We start from the raw sequence: 17,215 nt of genomic DNA, 5'->3' as shown, positions 1-17,215 counted from the left end.
TAGGAAACTTTTAACTCTATTTTTTTGTCCATTTTCTTCAGTCCATTATATCCTTTCATATCTAGAGAACCATCTAGAGCAGGGGTGGCATTAGCATCATGTAATAGCTGAGAGACGCATCCTTAAAAAGAGGGTCAGCTGTTACACAATCAGGTTGCAACCCGTGAACAGCAGCTGAATTTACCCTAATATTACCCTGGGCATTTTTAACTATTCCTACATATTCTCCTTTGTTTTTAAGGACTTCTTGCTCAAGTTGCTCAAGAGTTCTTTTATCTACTGGTAAAGTATAAGTTTTACCCTTACGTTTCAAATATAAAGGTGACTTATTGTCATCAGAACAAGAAAATATTTCTGTAGGTTTGGTCAGATGCACCAACTTGCCATTCTTATAGTGAGCAGTCAAATATACAGCATCTTCTTTACTAATATTACGTCCATTTGTATCTTGTACTGCAAAAGACATATGGCACGCCCCCTGCATATCTATAGATAACGGTATATTTACCATACGAGCATTTTTAATTTCTTCTCCCTCTCTAGTTTTATATTTAGCATTTTTGTCATCATGACTTACATCATAACTCAATGTTGTTTCATTTATTGTCACAACATCCTTACCGTTTTGCTTCAAGTTAAAGCTTTTACCTGATTCTGGGGATATAATATTTTCTTGCCATGCAATATCTTTATACTCAGCTGCAAATTTTTTATGAATATCTGTATAGCCTCTTTGTTCAATATTTTCTATCTCTCGTAGTACATTTGAGTCCCGAAATGCTTCGGATAATTTACCAACATTTTCTTGGGCAAATTGAGCAAAACTACTTGTAGATTGCAAAGAAAATTTATTAACAATTGGCTGAACTTGCTCTCTTGACAATTCCTTAAAATCTTGCAATATTTTATCATCGTCATAAACATTACCCTTAGTCTTATCCTGAACTAATACTTTATCTACAGACACGCCACTATCCATCACTGGCCTATACTCTGTACCTACTGATTGATACAACTTTTGCCTATTATCTGTTTGGCTATCAACTGCTCTAAACTCTTTAGTAATAGTCTCTGTTTCCGTACCTATTGACTTACCAGCTATCTTATCCGTTTGAATCCCAACTTCGTATGCTTCTGGCTTAATTTGTAACTTTTCCAATTGACTTAGAAGTGCGGCATTTTGGCTTTCAAGAGCAGCTATCCTAACATCCTTATCTCTAAGCTCTGTTACCCTAGCCTGTTCATCTTTTTGGATTCTTTGGGCATGTTCCTGAGCGACCTCTAACCTCCCCCAAAGTTTATCTATATCCCCTTTTTGTTTTGTTACTAAAGCATTATACTTTAATTATTCTGCTGCACTAAGTGTTTCTAGCTGATTTTTTGTATCTTTTTTTATTTTTTCTAACTGAGATTTTAACCCCTCATTCTCGTCGGTTACTTTATTTAGCTGAGTTTTAAAGTTTTTATTTGGGTCATATTGCTCATCAGAAATAAGTTTCTCCAACGTTAGGTCTTCTTGAATTTTCTTTAGCTCTGCCTGTTGTTTTTCATATTCTGCCTCTAAATAATTATACTCTAAATCTTTTTTTCCACTAAGTGTTTCTAACTGTTTTCTTTCATTTTCTATTTCTTCTAACTGAGTTTTTAAACTATTATTCTCATTGGTTAACCCACCTAGCTGATCTTGTAATTCTTTAGCCTGCTCACTTTCTTTTCCATGCAATCTTTCAGCTTCAAGCAATTTCTCACTAGTACTGGTTAATTCTTCTTTCGTCTTTTGTAGCTCTGCCTGTCTTTCTTGCCGCTCTAATTTTAGTTTTGATAATTCCTTATTTATCTCTTGCAATTCTGCTACATAATTTTCTTTTGCTTTACTATACTCTAAATCTTTTGCTCCACTAAGTTCTACTAGCTGTTCTTTTGCATTTTTCTCTGTCTCTTCTAACTTAGCTCTTAAATTATCATTTTCACTGGTTAACTTATCTATCTGATCTGACAAAGATCCATCTGATTCACTTAGCTCCTATAGTTCATCTGCCCAATTTTTCTCATTAGTAGGCATACTAAATTGTTTCTACTCTTTTTCTCCTTTCAGACCTATAATCTCGTCTTGGAGGTCATCTATTAATTTTTGATGTGCTTGTATTTCTTGCTTTGTAGACAATTGTAGCTGTATTAATTGCTGGTCTAAATTATCTGCTCTTGCTTTTTCAACACTAGTCAGTTCTTTTTGCTGTTTTATCAGTTCATTAATCTCAATTTGACGTTTCAGTGACGCTTCAACATCATTAGCTCTTTCTTGTAATATAGAATACTGGCTAACTGAACCTTCTTGTTGTTTTGCACTGGATAGAGGGGGGTAAGATTTTTGTTCCAATTGCTTTAATTCTTCAAACAACTGCTCTTCTTTTTGCTTGCTTTGTTCAATGATTTTAGTCTTTGCATCTATTTCATCTTGGATTGTCTTTATTTCTTTTTCCTGGAGTATTATATTTTCATATTGTTCTGCTAGTATAGGCTCTTGTTCTGAAATAGCTTTTATATCTTTTTCTATCTCCGCTTGCCGTTCCTTAAACAATTCTTGTAGTATTGGCTGAGCATCAACTGTCAAATTATCAGCTAAATCTTTCTTTTGTAACTCCTTTTTTTGCTCGATTAAATTTTTATCTCTTTTTTCTAAATTCTGCATACTGGCATTAAGCTCGGCCATAAGCTGCGAATTTTTCTCAAGTAACTCTTTTTTGTTATCTTCTTTAAGTAATTCACTTCCTTCAAGGAATTTAGCAAATGCCTCTTTGTATTCAATGCTCCTATGAGAAGTATCTTGTCCATCTTCATGTAAAAACTGCTCAAACTCTCGGCATATCTCAAGATTTAATGCAATATTTTCATATTGCTGCTTGATCAGTTCTAACTCTAAATCTATAAATTCATTTTGTTCTTGAACTGCTTGTATTATTTGCGTCTGCTGATTGAGCAGCTAGGTGTCCTTTTATTTTTTCCTGCTGTTTCCAAAGTTTTCTCAACAATTCTGATGCATCATTATCTTCTTGCTGCAAATTCTCTCTTAGAGTATCTAATGCTTTTTGCTTGTCTTGAATATCTTTTTGTAAACCTTTAAGGTCTTTATCAGTTTCTTCAAACATACCCTGTTCAGTTTTCACCTTTTCTTGAAGTTGTTTTATTACGGATAAAATTTCTTCTGATTCTGGTAATGACATTTTATTTACCCATAGTTTAAATTATCTAAATTAATATTATAAAATTATTTGAGTATAACTATAACTTCAAAAGTTGTTAAAAACAACTTTTAGAAGTAAAATCTTTAGATTATTGAAAATTCTCTATCAGGAGTTTCGCACTTTATATAATTAACCTAGGTTTGATGAAACAGCTTTGATGTCATTCCTACGTAGGTAGCGGAATCTAAAAATGTTTAATAGTTTTTTAGACCCCCTACTTTCGCAGGGGTTGTAAGTTGTCATTCCTAGCCGCAGCGGAAATCTAGATACCTACTTTCGCAGGTATGACACAAAGTTTGTATCACCTAATTCAATAGGTTTCACTATAGTAAGAGTAGGATGATAAGTATGGGACAGGTCTATTTAATAACCTTTGGGATAGTAACTGTACGAGTATGCCACAAAGTATATATCCCCTTAGCTATATTCTCACTAGCAGAATAATACTTAGCTCGCATATTATTAGGTAAATGAAGATGCATATTCTCATCAATAATTGACACTCTTCCTTCATTAAACTCGTTTTTTATATGTCTTTTATGGGTTTCGTTCATTGTGGAATTATAATACACCGTAACAGTTTTAGCAGGTAACATATCTACGGTTTCCGAGACCATAGAAGTAGACTCACCTGGTACTATAATCAAACTATGCTTGTTATATAAAACGGCTCCAAGAATAGCCTTATACATACTTGGTTGTCCTTTCTTAAAGTCAAATAATTTAAAGGGTACTCGATTTTCTTGTAAAACCCTTTGGAAACTTGATGTCACCGTGTCCATTATACTATCTTTTTCATGTACACTAAGCTCTTTATTGTTTTGGCAATCATATTTTCCTGTACGCGGTCCATTGGATACTAATACGAAATAATTATTTTTTAATGCAAGATTACTAACATATTCGGCTAACTTCTCGGCTTCTTTATTTGTGTAGCAATGATATGTACCATTTTCTGGTACATCCCCTGCTAAAATCACTGCTAAATATTTATCAAAGGAAGAGAACATTGATTTAAATGCACCATATTCTGATTCAATATCAGAGACCTGCATATTATGAGCTACCCCATTAGTAGTAAGAAGTATAGTATTCACGCCAGCAAGCTTAGTATTCTGCTTATCTAATGCATGGCTAGGCAATGCTATTATGTCTGCACCAAAAAATTATCACGTTTTTCTTGGACAAGTTGCTTGTGTGATAAAGTGTCATTATCTAATAGTTGGTGAGAAAGATGTACTGCGATAATCTTTTTTGCCAGTTCAGTATCTGACTTTAATTTAGTTATTGATTCTATGCCGTAATAACCAACTGAAACTATAATGGCAAGATTTTTGTTACTGCTAATTTGATCCTTAACGGTTTCTAATTGAGATTTATCGTATTCCTCAACATTCAGCATAACAGACTTGCTTTTAAAGTATTTTTCGCTTTCTCTTGCTACTCCTAGCAATTGACTACGATCCCCAACAAAAGCTTTATCGCTTATAATATACAAATTAGCACTCTTTATTTCAGCTGCGTGGATGTGCATCATAAAAGATGATATTATTAAGACTATAAAAAAAATGTAGCAAAAATATGTTCTAATAATCATAAATATTTCAAATTTAGAATTGTGTCGTCACCCAAATGTTATTGCTGAGGAGTTACTCAACCATTATCTATTAACGAGGAGTCACTTTAGTATAGTCAATTCAGGAGGATTTGGTGCTAGGAGCGATGGAGCGACGCCTATAATATAATAGGAGAGCGACGAGTGACGACGTCACCAACTTCTCATCAATTGACTATAGCAACGAAACAATCCAAGTAGGCATAGGTAAGCCAACATATTGGATTACTTCGTCGACCTTAGGTCTCCTCGCAATGACATCATTTGATACACCGACTTAACCCAAACACTAGTGCGTCATTGCGAGAAGACACGAGCCGACGAAGCAATCCATTTCTAATCACTTTTGTGGATTGCTTCGGAAGTCTTATGCCCCCCTCTCGCTAATAAACGTTGGTTGTTTCTCCACAACTCTTAAACTGCCCTGCTTCACAGATATAATAGTTTTAAGATCGATTAACCTTCCATTAGTTGTTTACGAGCAACTTTTCTTTTTCTTCTTTCTGTTTCTTGATCTTTACGAACACGTTTTACTGAAGGGGGTTCATAGAAACGCGACATTTTCATTGAACGAAACACAAGCTCTCTTTGCATTTTTCTTTTCAAATTTTTAATTGCTTGCTCACCATTCCCAGCATGAACGTTTACTAGTATCACTTTAATTACCCCCTTTTTAATATAAACTAGACTATTGAATGATAGTAACATTATCTATATACTAAGCTTATATGTCAAGATTAAAAGATGCATTTTAATGACTACTTACGAAAAATATTATAGTTTGAAAGTACAATTTGTACAAGTTCTAGCAAAACTGCTAATCTTTGATGAGTGGAATAATGAATTATTGGCAGATGCGGAAAAGGAATGTGGTTTTGTTAAGGGGTATTGTCATATAATTTTTCCAAATGGTCTAAGAGAAATAGTTGATTTTTTTGAAAGCTGGCAAGACCAAAAAATGCTTGAGTTATTATCTCAGCAAGAAACCCCAGCTAAAATAAGGGATAAAATTGATTTAGCCTTAAAAGTTAGAATAAAAAATTGTACACCTAAACTTGTACATTTGAAGAATCGTACTTATTTTACCACACCATCAAACACTCTATTTACTACAAAAATAGCCTTTCGTACCTGTGATTTAATTTGGCGTTATGCAGGAGATACGTCTATAGATTATAATTATTATACTAAGAGAAGTTTGTTATTTAGCGTTTATATAAGTTCGATACTCTATTACATTCAAGATGAGTCAGAGAATAATATAGATACCGATAAATATATTACCAAGTCTTTATCTGCTATCATAACTATGTTTTCTAAATGTAAGAATATTTTTAAATTACCAAATCCCGTCGATATACCAATTATTCGACTATTTTTATAATAATCAAGATTACAACATGACTAATAAATACTACCAAGATATCCAATCTAATGCCGATTTTCCAACGATTGAAAAAAAGATTTTAGCTTATTGGCAAAAGAACAATATTTTCCAAAAAACGATAGATGCTAGACCATCAATAAATAATGGGCAAAATAATGAGTTTGTATTCTATGATGGACCACCCTTTGCTAATGGTCTACCGCATTATGGTCATCTGCTAACTGGTTTTATCAAAGATGTTTATGCACGCTATCAAACTAGCAAAGGCAAAAGAGTCGAGCGACGCTTTGGTTGGGATTGTCATGGACTACCTGCCGAAATGCAAGCAGAAAAGGAGCTGGGTATTTCTGGTAGAACTGCCATCATCAATTTTGGTATTGATAAATTTAACGAGCATTGTAGATCATCGGTCATGAAATATGCTGATCAGTGGCAGGAATATGTCAATAGGCAAGCAAGATGGGTAGATTTCAATAATTCCTATAAAACCATGGATAAAGCCTTTATGGAATCTGTTTTGTGGGCTTTTAAAGAGTTATACAAAAAAGGACTTCTCTATGAATCGATGAGGGTAATGCCTTATTCTTGGGCATGTGAGACACCTTTGTCTAATTTTGAAACAAGGCTAGATAATTCATATAGAGAACGAACTGATAAGGCAGTTACGGTAAGTTTTGTACTTGAGGGTAAATTACCAAATTCTGTACAATATAACGAGTACAGAATGCTGGCATGGACTACAACACCATGGACTTTGCCTGCTAATTTAGCATTGGCCGTTGGACCAAATATCGAGTATGTTCTAGTGCCAAATGGCTCTGTTTGTTATATTTTGGCTAAATTTGCTTTGGCTAAATATCAGAAAGAATTAGGGCTTAGTGCTGACACAAATTATGATATAATTGAAGGTAAGTATCTATTAAATCTCACTTACAAGCCATTATTCGATTATTTTGCCAATCATCCAAGTAGCTTTAAAGTACTTTCCGGAGATTTTGTTGTTGAAGGAGACGGTACCGGTATCGTTCATATGGCTCCAGGTTTCGGTGAGGAAGACCAAATTCTTTGTGCAGCCCATGATATAGAACTAGTTTGTCCTGTAGATAATGCTGGAAAATACACCAAAGAAATTTTTGACTTGGCTGGTATGCAAGTATTTGATGCTAATGATCCAGTTATTATTAAGCTCAAAAATCAAGGCAATTGGTTTAAAACAGAGCAATATATTCATAATTATCCCCATTGTTGGCGTACTGACACCCCTCTTATATACAAAGCCGTTCCTTCTTGGTATGTAAAAGTTACTGAATTTAAAGACAGAATGGTAGAACTAAATAAACAGATTAATTGGATTCCTTTGCATGTCAAAGATAATCTATTTGGTAAATGGCTAGAAAATGCTAGAGATTGGTCAATTAGCCGAAATAGATTCTGGGGTACACCGCTACCTGTATGGAAATCAGATGATCCGGCTTATCCTAGGATTGATGTGTATGGATCAATAGAGGAGTTAGAAAAAGATTTTGGGGTTACAGTTACCGATTTACATAGGCCTTTTATTGATCAACTAACTAGAAAAAATCCGGATGATCCAACCGGTAAATCAATGATGGTTAGAGTAGAAGATGTCTTTGATTGCTGGTTTGAAAGTGGCTCTATGCCTTATGGGCAAGTACATTATCCATTTGAAAATAAAGATTGGTTTGAAAAGCATTTTCCTGCCGATTTTATAGTGGAATATTCAGCACAAACACGCGGTTGGTTCTATACTTTAATGGTACTGTCAACAGCCCTTTTTGACCAACCACCTTTTTTAAATTGTATTTGCCATGGGGTTATATTAGACAACACCGGGCAAAAATTATCAAAGCGTCTGAATAATTATGCTGATCCGCTAGAATTATTTGATAAATATGGTTCTGATGCTCTAAGAGTTACCATGCTCTCTTCCAATGTAGTCAAAGGTCAGGAACTGCTGATCGACAAAGGCGGTAAAATGATTTATGAGAGCTTACGTTTATTTATCAAGCCCATTTGGAATGCTTACCATTTCTTTACTCTGTATGCTAATAGCGATCAGATAAAAGCGGAAAGCAACTTTAATTCTCAAAATGTGCTAGATCGTTATATCTTATCAAAACTAAAAATATCAGTAGAAAAAATCCAGTATGGGCTAGATAATTTTGATACTCAAATAGCTTATAATAATGTCGGCAATTTTTTTGAAGTATTAAATAATTGGTATATTAGAAGAAGTAGGAATCGTTTTTGGAAAATTGAAAAAGATCAAGATAAAGAAAATGCTTATAATACCTTATATAGTTGTCTTGAAATAATGTCTATTGCTCAATCTAGTTTACTACCATTAATTTCTGAGGAAATTTATTTAGGACTTACAAGGCTAGAAAAGCAAGGAGGCAGTGTTCATTCAGCGGATTTTCCTAAACTTGATATGATAGAAGTCGATTATGATTTAGTCAGCATCATGGATCAAGTATTAGATATTTGTAGTAATGCTTTATTCATTAGAAGTAACGAAAATATCCGGGTTCGGCAACCACTGAGCAGTTTAACGATCATTAGTAAAAATAATGAATTACTAGTAAAATTTGAAGAATTAGTTAAAGATGAGATTAATGTTAAAAAGGTAATTTATAAAGATGATGTAGAAAATCATGCTGATTACAAATTGTCGATTAACTTCCCTAATTTAGGAAAACGTCTACCTCATAAAGTCAAAGATATCATAATAGCTTCTAAAAAGCATCAGTGGCAACTGATGCATGAGCATCTAGTAATAGCGGGAGAAACATTAAATCAAGATGAGTTCTCTCTAGTTTTAGAACCTAAAAATGTTAAAGGTACAAGACATGCAACTAAATCTTTAGCTAATAATCATGGACTAATATTACTGGATTTAGAAATAACAAAAGAACTATACGAAGAAGGTATTGCAAGAGATTTAGTACGCTTTATTCAACAAGCGAGAAAAGATGCCAATTTTGCCATGAATGATAGAATATTCCTAGAAATCATAGGCAAACCGGATTTTATGCAAATAGTTGAGCAACATAGTACATTCATTCTTGAGCAAACCTTAAGTGAATTTGCTAGCGATTTCACGCCAGAATATATGACTAATATTGAATTAAATTCATACATAACTATAAGGGTAGCAAGAGTGTCTAAGTAACCATAGTATACTCGGTGAACTTCAAGAATTGGCGTCGTCATGTCTAAAGATATCCGCTGCTCACGTACTAATTACGCCTAGCAGCTCGACTTTGACACTCCTAGGGCATGTCGTCACGAGATTATAGTTGAATAATTTGTGAAGTTGGTTATACTAATTATAGTAATAGGGATAAGAGTTATGGGGCTAGCACATAGAAGACATGATATAAATGATGAACTTTGGAATAAGATACAAAGGCATTTGCCTGGCAGGGAAGGTTGTTGGGGAGGGGTTGCAAAAGATAATAGAACCTTTGTAAATGCAGTAATGTGGATATTTAGGACAGGAGCTCCTTGGAGAGATTTGCTACCTGATTATGGGAATTGGAAGAATGTACACAGAAGATTCTGTAGATGGCACGATAATGGAGTATGGGAGCATGTACTAAATATTTTTATAAATGCTCCTGATTTCGAATGGTTAATGATAGATTCAACATTTGTAAAAGTTCATAAAGCAGGACTTGGGGCAAAAGACGGGAATCAAACGATTAGCCGTACAAAAGGGGGCTCAATACAAAGATACATATGGCCCGTGGATGTGCCATGGTATGCCGGTCAGAATTATTGTTACAGAAGGTTCCAGAAACGATTGTACTCAAGCTTGTGAATTAACCCAAAATATAGAGGCAGAGTACCTTATAGCAGATAAAGCTTATGACACAAATAGCATCGTAGAATTTGCTGAGCAAGCAAATATAATTCCTGTAATACCATCAAAAAGAAACAGAAAGATTCAAAGAGAGATAGATAAGGATTTATATAATAAGGCACATTATTGAAAATACATTTCAAAAATTTAAAGAATGGCGTGGTATAGCAACAAGATATGCTAAAAATACAAAATCATACATGGCAGGTCTTTGTCTAAGGGGATTACTAATGTGGGCTAAAATCTCGTGACGATATACCCTAGCTCTTCTTAAAGTTATACTATCGTCTACCAACTCTTCATTTACGAGAAGTATATTATTCATCTGTATTAAATATTTAATTGTTCATTACCAAATTTATAATGGTTTTTACAATAAGTAGCAGCCACGTATAAAAAATAATCATCCTCTATATTTACTTTTTTCAAGAGTACTTTTTTATAGGATCTTTCGTAAGTAGTAACGGTAATTAGACCGGCAGATGACAAAGTACCAAGTACAGACCAAAGTAGAGTGTTAATTGTTGTATGCCGTATATCTTCGTTAATGAGGATGGTGACAGGCTTATTATTGCAGCTCATTACTCGGCGGATTAACTTACTAAAAGTACTGTGATCATAAGGTCCTTTAGATTCGATAATTTCTACTAATGTTAGTCCTTCTTGTTGGCTGGTAGTAGTGACATCATCTCTAAGTTTTATATCCTTAGAATGGTCATAAGCTGGATCAAAAAAGATGATTGCTTCAGAAGGTAAAGTTGTTGTGTATGTCATAGCAGTATCCCCTTTATGATTAAACTTAAAGTTATTAAGTTTTAACCACCAAAGAACCTTGAGGGATTACTTTGGCGATCGGGGAGTTAGAAAAACTGCCACTAAACAGCTACGATAGCCTTTAGACTTAAGGTTTGCACCTTAAGTCCTGAACATAGCTATCATCTCCCCGACCATAAAGTCGAGGATACATCATTTAATGGTTGATGCTTACCATTAGTGGATTACAGGTTTCTACACCCCAAAGTAACTTTGCAGTTACTTCATTTTTAATTCTAAACTATACTCCTATAAAGTCAATAATAGAAAAACTTATGCAAGGATAAAAAAGGTATTACACACAATTTACGCGAAACTCTTGAAATCATAGCAGTATACTTATATCTGAGATTAGGTAACTATTCTTTTATGAGCATATTTGCCGGGGGCAAGTTCGATGGATTTTAACCTATCATAATCTATCGATTTTATTAACTCACCACTATTATCTTCTAACCAAGTAAGCCAGTAAGACCACCATGATCCTTGATGCTCGTCAGCATTAATAAACCATGATTCACTAGTCAAGGTTAAGTCTTTATTAGTTTTATAATTATATTTAGACATTGCAGGAGGATTAGCCACCCCTGCAACATGTCCAGAACTTGTAAGACAAAAGGTTTTGTTACCTTTTAATAGTTTTAATCCTTCATACACCGATCGCCACGGAGCTATATGATCGTCATTTACAGCAAGGAAAAAAGAATTACAGTCAATCTTGCTCAAATCAATTGGCGTACCAAATAATGATAAGTTACTCGGTTCTTTTAATAAATTATTTAGATACATATTACGTAAGTAGTAGCTATACATATTAGTTGGTAAATTCGTTGGATCAGCATTCCAATATAATAAGTCAAATGGCATTGGAGTTTGACCAAGCAGATAGTTATTAACAAAAAACGACCATCAAAATATCCTTTATAATTCATTTCTTGTTCGATCATGGCAATCGATGACTCATTGACAAGAATACTTACTTCCCCAGGATTTTTAAAGTCTAAAAGGGTAGTAATAAAGCTGACACTATTAATATAATTTAAATTATTTGCCTTCAGATAAGCAACAGCAGTTGCAAGAAAAGTTCCACCAATACAATAACCAATAGCATTAATATGGTTATATCCAAACCGCATTATATATTCACAAGCTTCTAAAACTCCTTCTTTTACATAGTCCTCAAAACTTTTATCAGCTAGAGTTTCATCGGGATTAACCCAAGAGACCATATATACTTGAAAATTATGTTCGACAAGAAATGCTACCATTGAATTATGTTCAGATAGATCAAGTATATAGTATTTATTAATACAGGGTGGAATTATAAGTAATGGTATCGCCCGTGTTTTTTGCTTAGGTTCATAACATATTAACTGTATTAATTGATTCTGAAAAACAATTTTTCCTTTAGTAGTAGCTATATTTTTGCCAAGTAAAAAAGCATTATTATCGGTAGTTTTTATATTTAATATATCACTAGAATTTCTTATATCTGCAAGAAAGTTCTCTAAGCCTTGAACAAGATTCTGACCACCTGTTTCCAAAATTTTACTAAGAACTATCGGGTTACCAAAAGCAAAATTTGACGGAGAGAAGGCATTAATAAATTGATGCGTCATAAATGCCAAATGTTGTTTAAGGTCAGGTGCTAGTTCATATTGTTCGATATTATCCTGTAACCATTCTGAAGACATTAAATAGAACTGCTTAACAAAATCAAAATACGCATTATCCTGCCAAGCTAAATCATTAAAACTTCTATCTTTACTATTTGGTGAAAAAAGAGGAGTGGTTGATTTCCCTACAAATTTCTCTACTGAATTTATGACAAGATTCTAAAATTTCTCAACATACTGAATATTTAGTTGCCAAAATTTTTCAGGATTTTTTATAAATTGTTCACTTAAGCTTGATAATATAACTCTATTTTTATCCATATCAATAAGAGATGCAGGGATCATGTTCCCCCTGCCCTGCATAAGACAAAGTATTATCTCTTGGTATTTATCACTAACTTTTTTTATATTTTTGATTATTTCATCACTAGAAATATTATCCACTATATCCAATTCCAATTCTTCAAGTCATTTGAGTATACTCGGTGAACTTCAAGAATTGGCGTTCCCGCGACCAAAGATCGAAGCTGCTCCGTTACTCATGTACGCTACGCCGCTCGACTTTGCTACTGCCTAACTCTTCTTGAAGTTATACTATCGTCTACCAACTCTTCATTTACAAGCAGTATATATAATATATACTATAAATTTCTAACACTAAGTGTTTTAAGAAAAAATTATTTCAAGTTTTTGCGGATATACCAAGCATATCCCAAATTTTGTCAATCTTTTCAACGACTTCACTAGTCATTTCTATTTTCTTACCCCAAACTCTATTAGTTTCTGGGACTATTTTATTAGTTGCATCTATTCCCATTTTACTACCAAGGCTAGACACAGGTGAGGCAAAATCAAGATAATCTATTGGTGAATTATCGATAAAAGTAGTATCCCTAGAAGGATCTACCCTAGTAGATATTGCCCAAACCACTTCCTTCCAGTCACGAATATCTATATCATCATCTACCACAATAATAAATTTTGTATACATGAATTGTCTTAAAAATGACCAAATCCCCATCATTATTCTTTTTGCATGACCTGCATAAGCCTTACGAATAGATACCACAGCAACTCTGTAAGAACACCCTTCAGGTGGTAACCAAAAATCAACGATCTCTGGAAATTGCTGTTGAATTATCGGAATAAACATTGCATTTAATGCTTCACCAAGTATAGATGGCTCATCTGGGGCTTTACCAGTATAAGTACTTAAATATATAGGTTGTCTTTTCATGGTAATAGTCTTAACATTAAATACTGGAAAATATTCAACGTCATTATAGTAACCTGTATGATCGCCAAATGGTCCTTCTGGTAGATACTCATCAAAACTTACATGCCCTTCAATAACAATTTCACTATGAGCTGGCACTTTCATATCTATACTGACGCAATTTACCAGTTCAATTGACTTACCTCTTAATAATCCAGCAAAATTATACTCAGACATATTATCGGGTAACGGCATAACAGCAGCCATAGTCACGGCAGGACTTGCCCCAATAACCACTGCAGCAGGGAAAGGATCAATCTTTGCTGATTGCCAACGCTTATGTTGTTGAGCTCCACCTCGCATTTTAAGCCAGCGCATAATAAGTTTGTTACGTTCTACTACTTGCATTCGGTATATACCAAGGTTAAAATTATCTATTTTTTCTAAGCTAGGTCCTTTTGTAACAACTATTGACCAAGTAAGTAGTGGTGAAATATCAAGAGGCCAGCAGGTTTGTATCGGCAATATATTAACATCAGGATCATTAATTATCACTTCTTGACAAGGAGCTTTTGACAAAATCTTGGGTGACATAGCCAATATTCTTTTGGCGAGTGGCCACATAGCAAAGGTTTCTTTAAAGGAAGAAGGTAGTTCTGGTGCTTTAAGAAAAGCTAGCAATTCACCAAATTTCTTCAACTCTTCTGTATTTTTTAAACCAAGTCCTAAGGCAATCCGCTGCGTGTTGGCATATAAATTAGTTAAAACTGGCATATCAGACTTAGTCCCATCATCTCTAATAACATTTTCAAACAAAAGAGCAGGTCCATCTTTTTTTAAAACTCTTCTACTGATTTCTGTTATTTCAAGGTTAGATGATACAGGATAAGATATACGATTTAGGAGACCATTTTGCTCTAAAATTTTTAGGAATTGTGGTAAATCTTGAAAACTCATATAATTTTACGAAAATATAAATACAGGCTTAAAATAATAGCGATAATAATGTTAGCATAACAAGCAAAGATAAAATTTGAATCTTTAGAAGCAAGATTTTGTAATACAAAGTGTAAATATGTGATAATTATTGCAGAAAGTGCTGTAATTAGAATCTGCCTCAGACTAGATTTTTTATTATAAGGCTGTCTTAAAAAAACCGACAATGTTAGAAAAACAAGTACAAAATTATACATTGGCCAAATCAATCTTTGGTGTCCCTCAGCAACTAATTTAATCTTTCTCTGCTTTGATAGATTATTGTTGGGTTTTAATAATTCATGAATATAATATTCATTGATTTCTCGACTATACTCGTCCTTTACCAATCTTTTAGCATCATTACTGACTAACTCTACTGTTAGAACATCAAATGATAAATTAGTTAAATTACCATTATAGTCATATTCCTGCCTCGCTCCATCTTTTAGTTGGAAAAACGAAGAGTTGTTATATATTTTAAATATCCCCAATCTAGAAAATAAAATTGCATGATTATCATGTTTACGATTATCAAAAAGAATTAAATCTTTCATAGTACCATCAGGCAATCTTTTATCAAAATAAACTGTGATATCTTTAGAAATTGTATTAAATGTCTTCTCATCTAGTAGAGTGGATGCATAATTATTTTTCATGAAATTAAGATCTGATTTAAGCTTTGCATAAGATAATGGTAATAAACTAGCCGAAATATAATAAGCAAACAACGTAACTATTAAGGCTACAATCAATGCTGGACTAGCTAGTTGTATATTACTTAATCCCAAATTTTGCAGAATAATTATCTGACGCCTCTCACTTAAAGCATTATAAGTATAAATAATAGTGATAATAGTTGCAAAAGGTAACAAAATAAATAGCAAAGATGGAATAACTAAAATAATTAAATTTAAGAAATCCTGAGCTTTTATTCCTTTATCAATTAAGTACAAAAACTTTAATATCTGAGTAATCCATACAAGGCTAGTGATCGAGAAAATAATTATCACCAAGGATGGTACAATATTTTTTATTATATAACGTTTATATATTAACATTCTGTAATCATTTATAGTCTTTCAAATATGTATACTCAAATAATTTGGAGAATTGGATTTGAAAATGAAGGGCGAGTACACGCAAGCAGTACATGAGGTACGTGAGTATGCGAGTTCCTGATATTTTTAAAAAACAATTCTTCAAAGCAGAAGAGTATACTCGAATGAGTTATCACAGTACTATTATCTACCAAATCCATGTAGTATACTATAAAATTTCTATCCACAATTTCTATCCACTAAGTTAAAAAATACAATTATACCTTCTGCTTTAAAAAATTATTGTTTTATAACCCATTAAGGTTCTATATAACTCATTCGTTGCCACCTAAAATGCCTCCTCGCTAATAGCGGAATAATGCTAGTCAGGGTAACTATAAAATATCACTATGTTATTTTTTATCAGCTAGCCAGGGTAGCTTTGCAACTAAACCTTGACTTCTATATAAAAAAGCTATTTTATCAATTTAAATAGTTTATATTAACTATCTTGTTAAACTGAATATTAATCAATATTATTAAATAGGAAACAATTTTTATGAAATATTTCGCTCCTTCTTCCACATTTCTTGCTCTACTTTCTTCTTCAGCCTTGCGTTTAGCTGGCACATTTCCTACAGGAGAAAATACAACTATAGCCAAAGCTAGTAATAATTCTTCCGGATTAGCTATAACACCAAATCAACATACGGATTTTACTAAATATTCTGACGAAGCATCTATAAAAATAATTAAAGACGCTGTTAATGCACCTCCATATCGTGATCGTACAGCTGCAAAACTTAAGTTAGAGAGAGCAGAACGTTCAAAGCTTATAGAGCATGAAACTCCAGTAAACGGAGATGACCTTGTATCTTTATTTGCAGATAACTCCGATGTAGTTCATCATAGAGGTAAAAGTGGTGTGGGGGATATATCAGAAGTACAATCCATTACTTTGTCAAATCAGAACTGTTTTGCAGTTGGAGTGAAAAGACATCCCGCTAACGGGCATATAGAATGGGGCGAGTTATATAAAAAGTGTTATGATGAACCTTGCCACAAAGGTCAATCATTTGTTTCAAGTGATGAAGGAATCAGCTTTAGTTGGGGGTATGTATTAAAAGATATAGAGGTAAGAAGTGTTAATAATGAACAAATGGCAGAGATAGAATTCTCACATCTGACTTCTATAATGGACTGAAGAAAATGGACAAAAAAATAGAGTTAAAAGTTTCCTAATTAAGATAAAATAATAAGAAAAAATTAGGAGAAAAAATGACAAAAGAAAAAGTAAGAGTTTTTAGTGCTGAAGAAAAAACTAGGATAGTATTAGAAGTGCTGAAAGAAGAGAGTCCATTATCAGTGATAGCATCAAAATATGAGATAAACTCCAAGACAATTAGTAATTGGAAAAAATAATTT

Annotated in this window: 17 protein-coding genes and 1 pseudogene; 5 read left to right on the top strand and 13 right to left on the bottom strand. The window is 33.4% G+C overall.

The window, feature by feature from the left end:
- Positions 1-73: 73 nt before the first annotated feature.
- The 7 genes from AAHM86_RS06805 to rpsU all read right to left on the bottom strand — a co-directional run bounded on the left by AAHM86_RS06805 (position 74) and on the right by rpsU (position 5,514).
- Positions 74-1,159, bottom strand: a complete 1,086-nt coding sequence (locus tag AAHM86_RS06805) for a Sca4 family protein (RefSeq protein ID WP_342267757.1) — start codon at positions 1,157-1,159, stop codon at positions 74-76.
- Positions 1,160-1,345: 186 nt separating this feature from the next.
- Entirely contained in the window at positions 1,346-1,999 is a 654-nt protein-coding gene (locus tag AAHM86_RS06800) for a hypothetical protein (RefSeq protein WP_342267756.1), read from the bottom strand.
- A gap of 75 nt (positions 2,000-2,074) precedes the next feature.
- Positions 2,075-2,689 carry a hypothetical protein gene (locus AAHM86_RS06795; RefSeq protein WP_342267755.1) on the bottom strand — a complete coding sequence of 205 codons (615 nt, stop codon included), beginning with the start codon at positions 2,687-2,689 and terminating at the stop codon, positions 2,075-2,077.
- Between the two features lie 241 nt (positions 2,690-2,930).
- Entirely contained in the window at positions 2,931-3,221 is a 291-nt protein-coding gene (locus AAHM86_RS06790; protein WP_342267754.1) for a hypothetical protein, read from the bottom strand.
- 380 nt (positions 3,222-3,601) lie between these two features.
- Positions 3,602-4,339 (bottom strand): hypothetical protein, encoded by a 738-nt coding sequence (locus AAHM86_RS06785; protein WP_342267753.1) that lies wholly within the window; start codon positions 4,337-4,339, stop codon positions 3,602-3,604.
- 50 nt (positions 4,340-4,389) lie between these two features.
- Complete coding sequence (locus AAHM86_RS06780) at positions 4,390-4,839, bottom strand: hypothetical protein (RefSeq protein ID WP_342267752.1); 450 nt, start codon at positions 4,837-4,839, stop codon at positions 4,390-4,392.
- A 474-nt stretch (positions 4,840-5,313) separates the two neighbouring features.
- Positions 5,314-5,514 (bottom strand): 30S ribosomal protein S21, encoded by a 201-nt coding sequence (rpsU, locus tag AAHM86_RS06775; protein ID WP_341748434.1) that lies wholly within the window; start codon positions 5,512-5,514, stop codon positions 5,314-5,316.
- Positions 5,515-5,611: 97 nt separating this feature from the next.
- Between rpsU and AAHM86_RS06770 the strand changes: the two genes are divergently transcribed.
- From AAHM86_RS06770 to AAHM86_RS06760, 3 genes and pseudogenes are all read left to right on the top strand, one after another.
- Positions 5,612-6,241, top strand: a complete 630-nt coding sequence (locus AAHM86_RS06770) for a COQ9 family protein (RefSeq protein ID WP_342267751.1) — start codon at positions 5,612-5,614, stop codon at positions 6,239-6,241.
- A 16-nt stretch (positions 6,242-6,257) separates the two neighbouring features.
- Positions 6,258-9,437, top strand: coding sequence for an isoleucine--tRNA ligase (gene ileS / locus AAHM86_RS06765; protein ID WP_342267750.1), 3,180 nt, complete (start codon positions 6,258-6,260; stop codon positions 9,435-9,437).
- A gap of 180 nt (positions 9,438-9,617) precedes the next feature.
- Positions 9,618-10,381: pseudogene (locus tag AAHM86_RS06760) on the top strand (IS5 family transposase).
- Between the two features lie 79 nt (positions 10,382-10,460).
- Here AAHM86_RS06760 and AAHM86_RS06755 read toward each other — a convergent pair.
- From AAHM86_RS06755 to AAHM86_RS06730, 6 genes are all read right to left on the bottom strand, one after another.
- Entirely contained in the window at positions 10,461-10,904 is a 444-nt protein-coding gene (locus AAHM86_RS06755; protein ID WP_342267749.1) for a hypothetical protein, read from the bottom strand.
- Positions 10,905-11,294: 390 nt separating this feature from the next.
- A complete protein-coding gene (locus AAHM86_RS06750; protein WP_342267748.1) occupies positions 11,295-11,732 on the bottom strand; it encodes a hypothetical protein in 438 nt (145 codons plus the stop codon).
- Complete coding sequence (locus tag AAHM86_RS06745) at positions 11,723-12,769, bottom strand: hypothetical protein (RefSeq protein ID WP_342268407.1); 1,047 nt, start codon at positions 12,767-12,769, stop codon at positions 11,723-11,725. The genes AAHM86_RS06750 and AAHM86_RS06745 overlap by 10 nt, the downstream gene beginning before the upstream one ends.
- A gap of 9 nt (positions 12,770-12,778) precedes the next feature.
- Entirely contained in the window at positions 12,779-13,003 is a 225-nt protein-coding gene (locus AAHM86_RS06740; protein ID WP_342267747.1) for a hypothetical protein, read from the bottom strand.
- Positions 13,004-13,241: 238 nt separating this feature from the next.
- Positions 13,242-14,732 carry a UbiD family decarboxylase gene (locus AAHM86_RS06735; protein WP_342267746.1) on the bottom strand — a complete coding sequence of 497 codons (1,491 nt, stop codon included), beginning with the start codon at positions 14,730-14,732 and terminating at the stop codon, positions 13,242-13,244.
- Positions 14,729-15,811, bottom strand: a complete 1,083-nt coding sequence (locus tag AAHM86_RS06730; RefSeq protein WP_342267745.1) for an LptF/LptG family permease — start codon at positions 15,809-15,811, stop codon at positions 14,729-14,731. Before AAHM86_RS06730 ends, AAHM86_RS06735 begins: the two co-directional genes overlap by 4 nt.
- Positions 15,812-16,349: 538 nt before the next feature.
- Between AAHM86_RS06730 and AAHM86_RS06725 the strand changes: the two genes are divergently transcribed.
- Positions 16,350-16,994, top strand: a complete 645-nt coding sequence (locus AAHM86_RS06725; RefSeq protein WP_342267744.1) for a hypothetical protein — start codon at positions 16,350-16,352, stop codon at positions 16,992-16,994.
- Positions 16,995-17,068: 74 nt separating this feature from the next.
- Positions 17,069-17,212 carry a transposase gene (locus AAHM86_RS06720; protein WP_342267695.1) on the top strand — a complete coding sequence of 48 codons (144 nt, stop codon included), beginning with the start codon at positions 17,069-17,071 and terminating at the stop codon, positions 17,210-17,212.
- Positions 17,213-17,215 lie beyond the last annotated feature (3 nt).

This window comes from Candidatus Tisiphia endosymbiont of Empis tessellata, from assembly GCF_964031035.1.
GTDB lineage: Bacteria > Pseudomonadota > Alphaproteobacteria > Rickettsiales > Rickettsiaceae > Tisiphia.
Note: the sequence above shows the minus strand (reverse complement) of the source record. Positions and strands in the feature narration are given on the sequence as shown.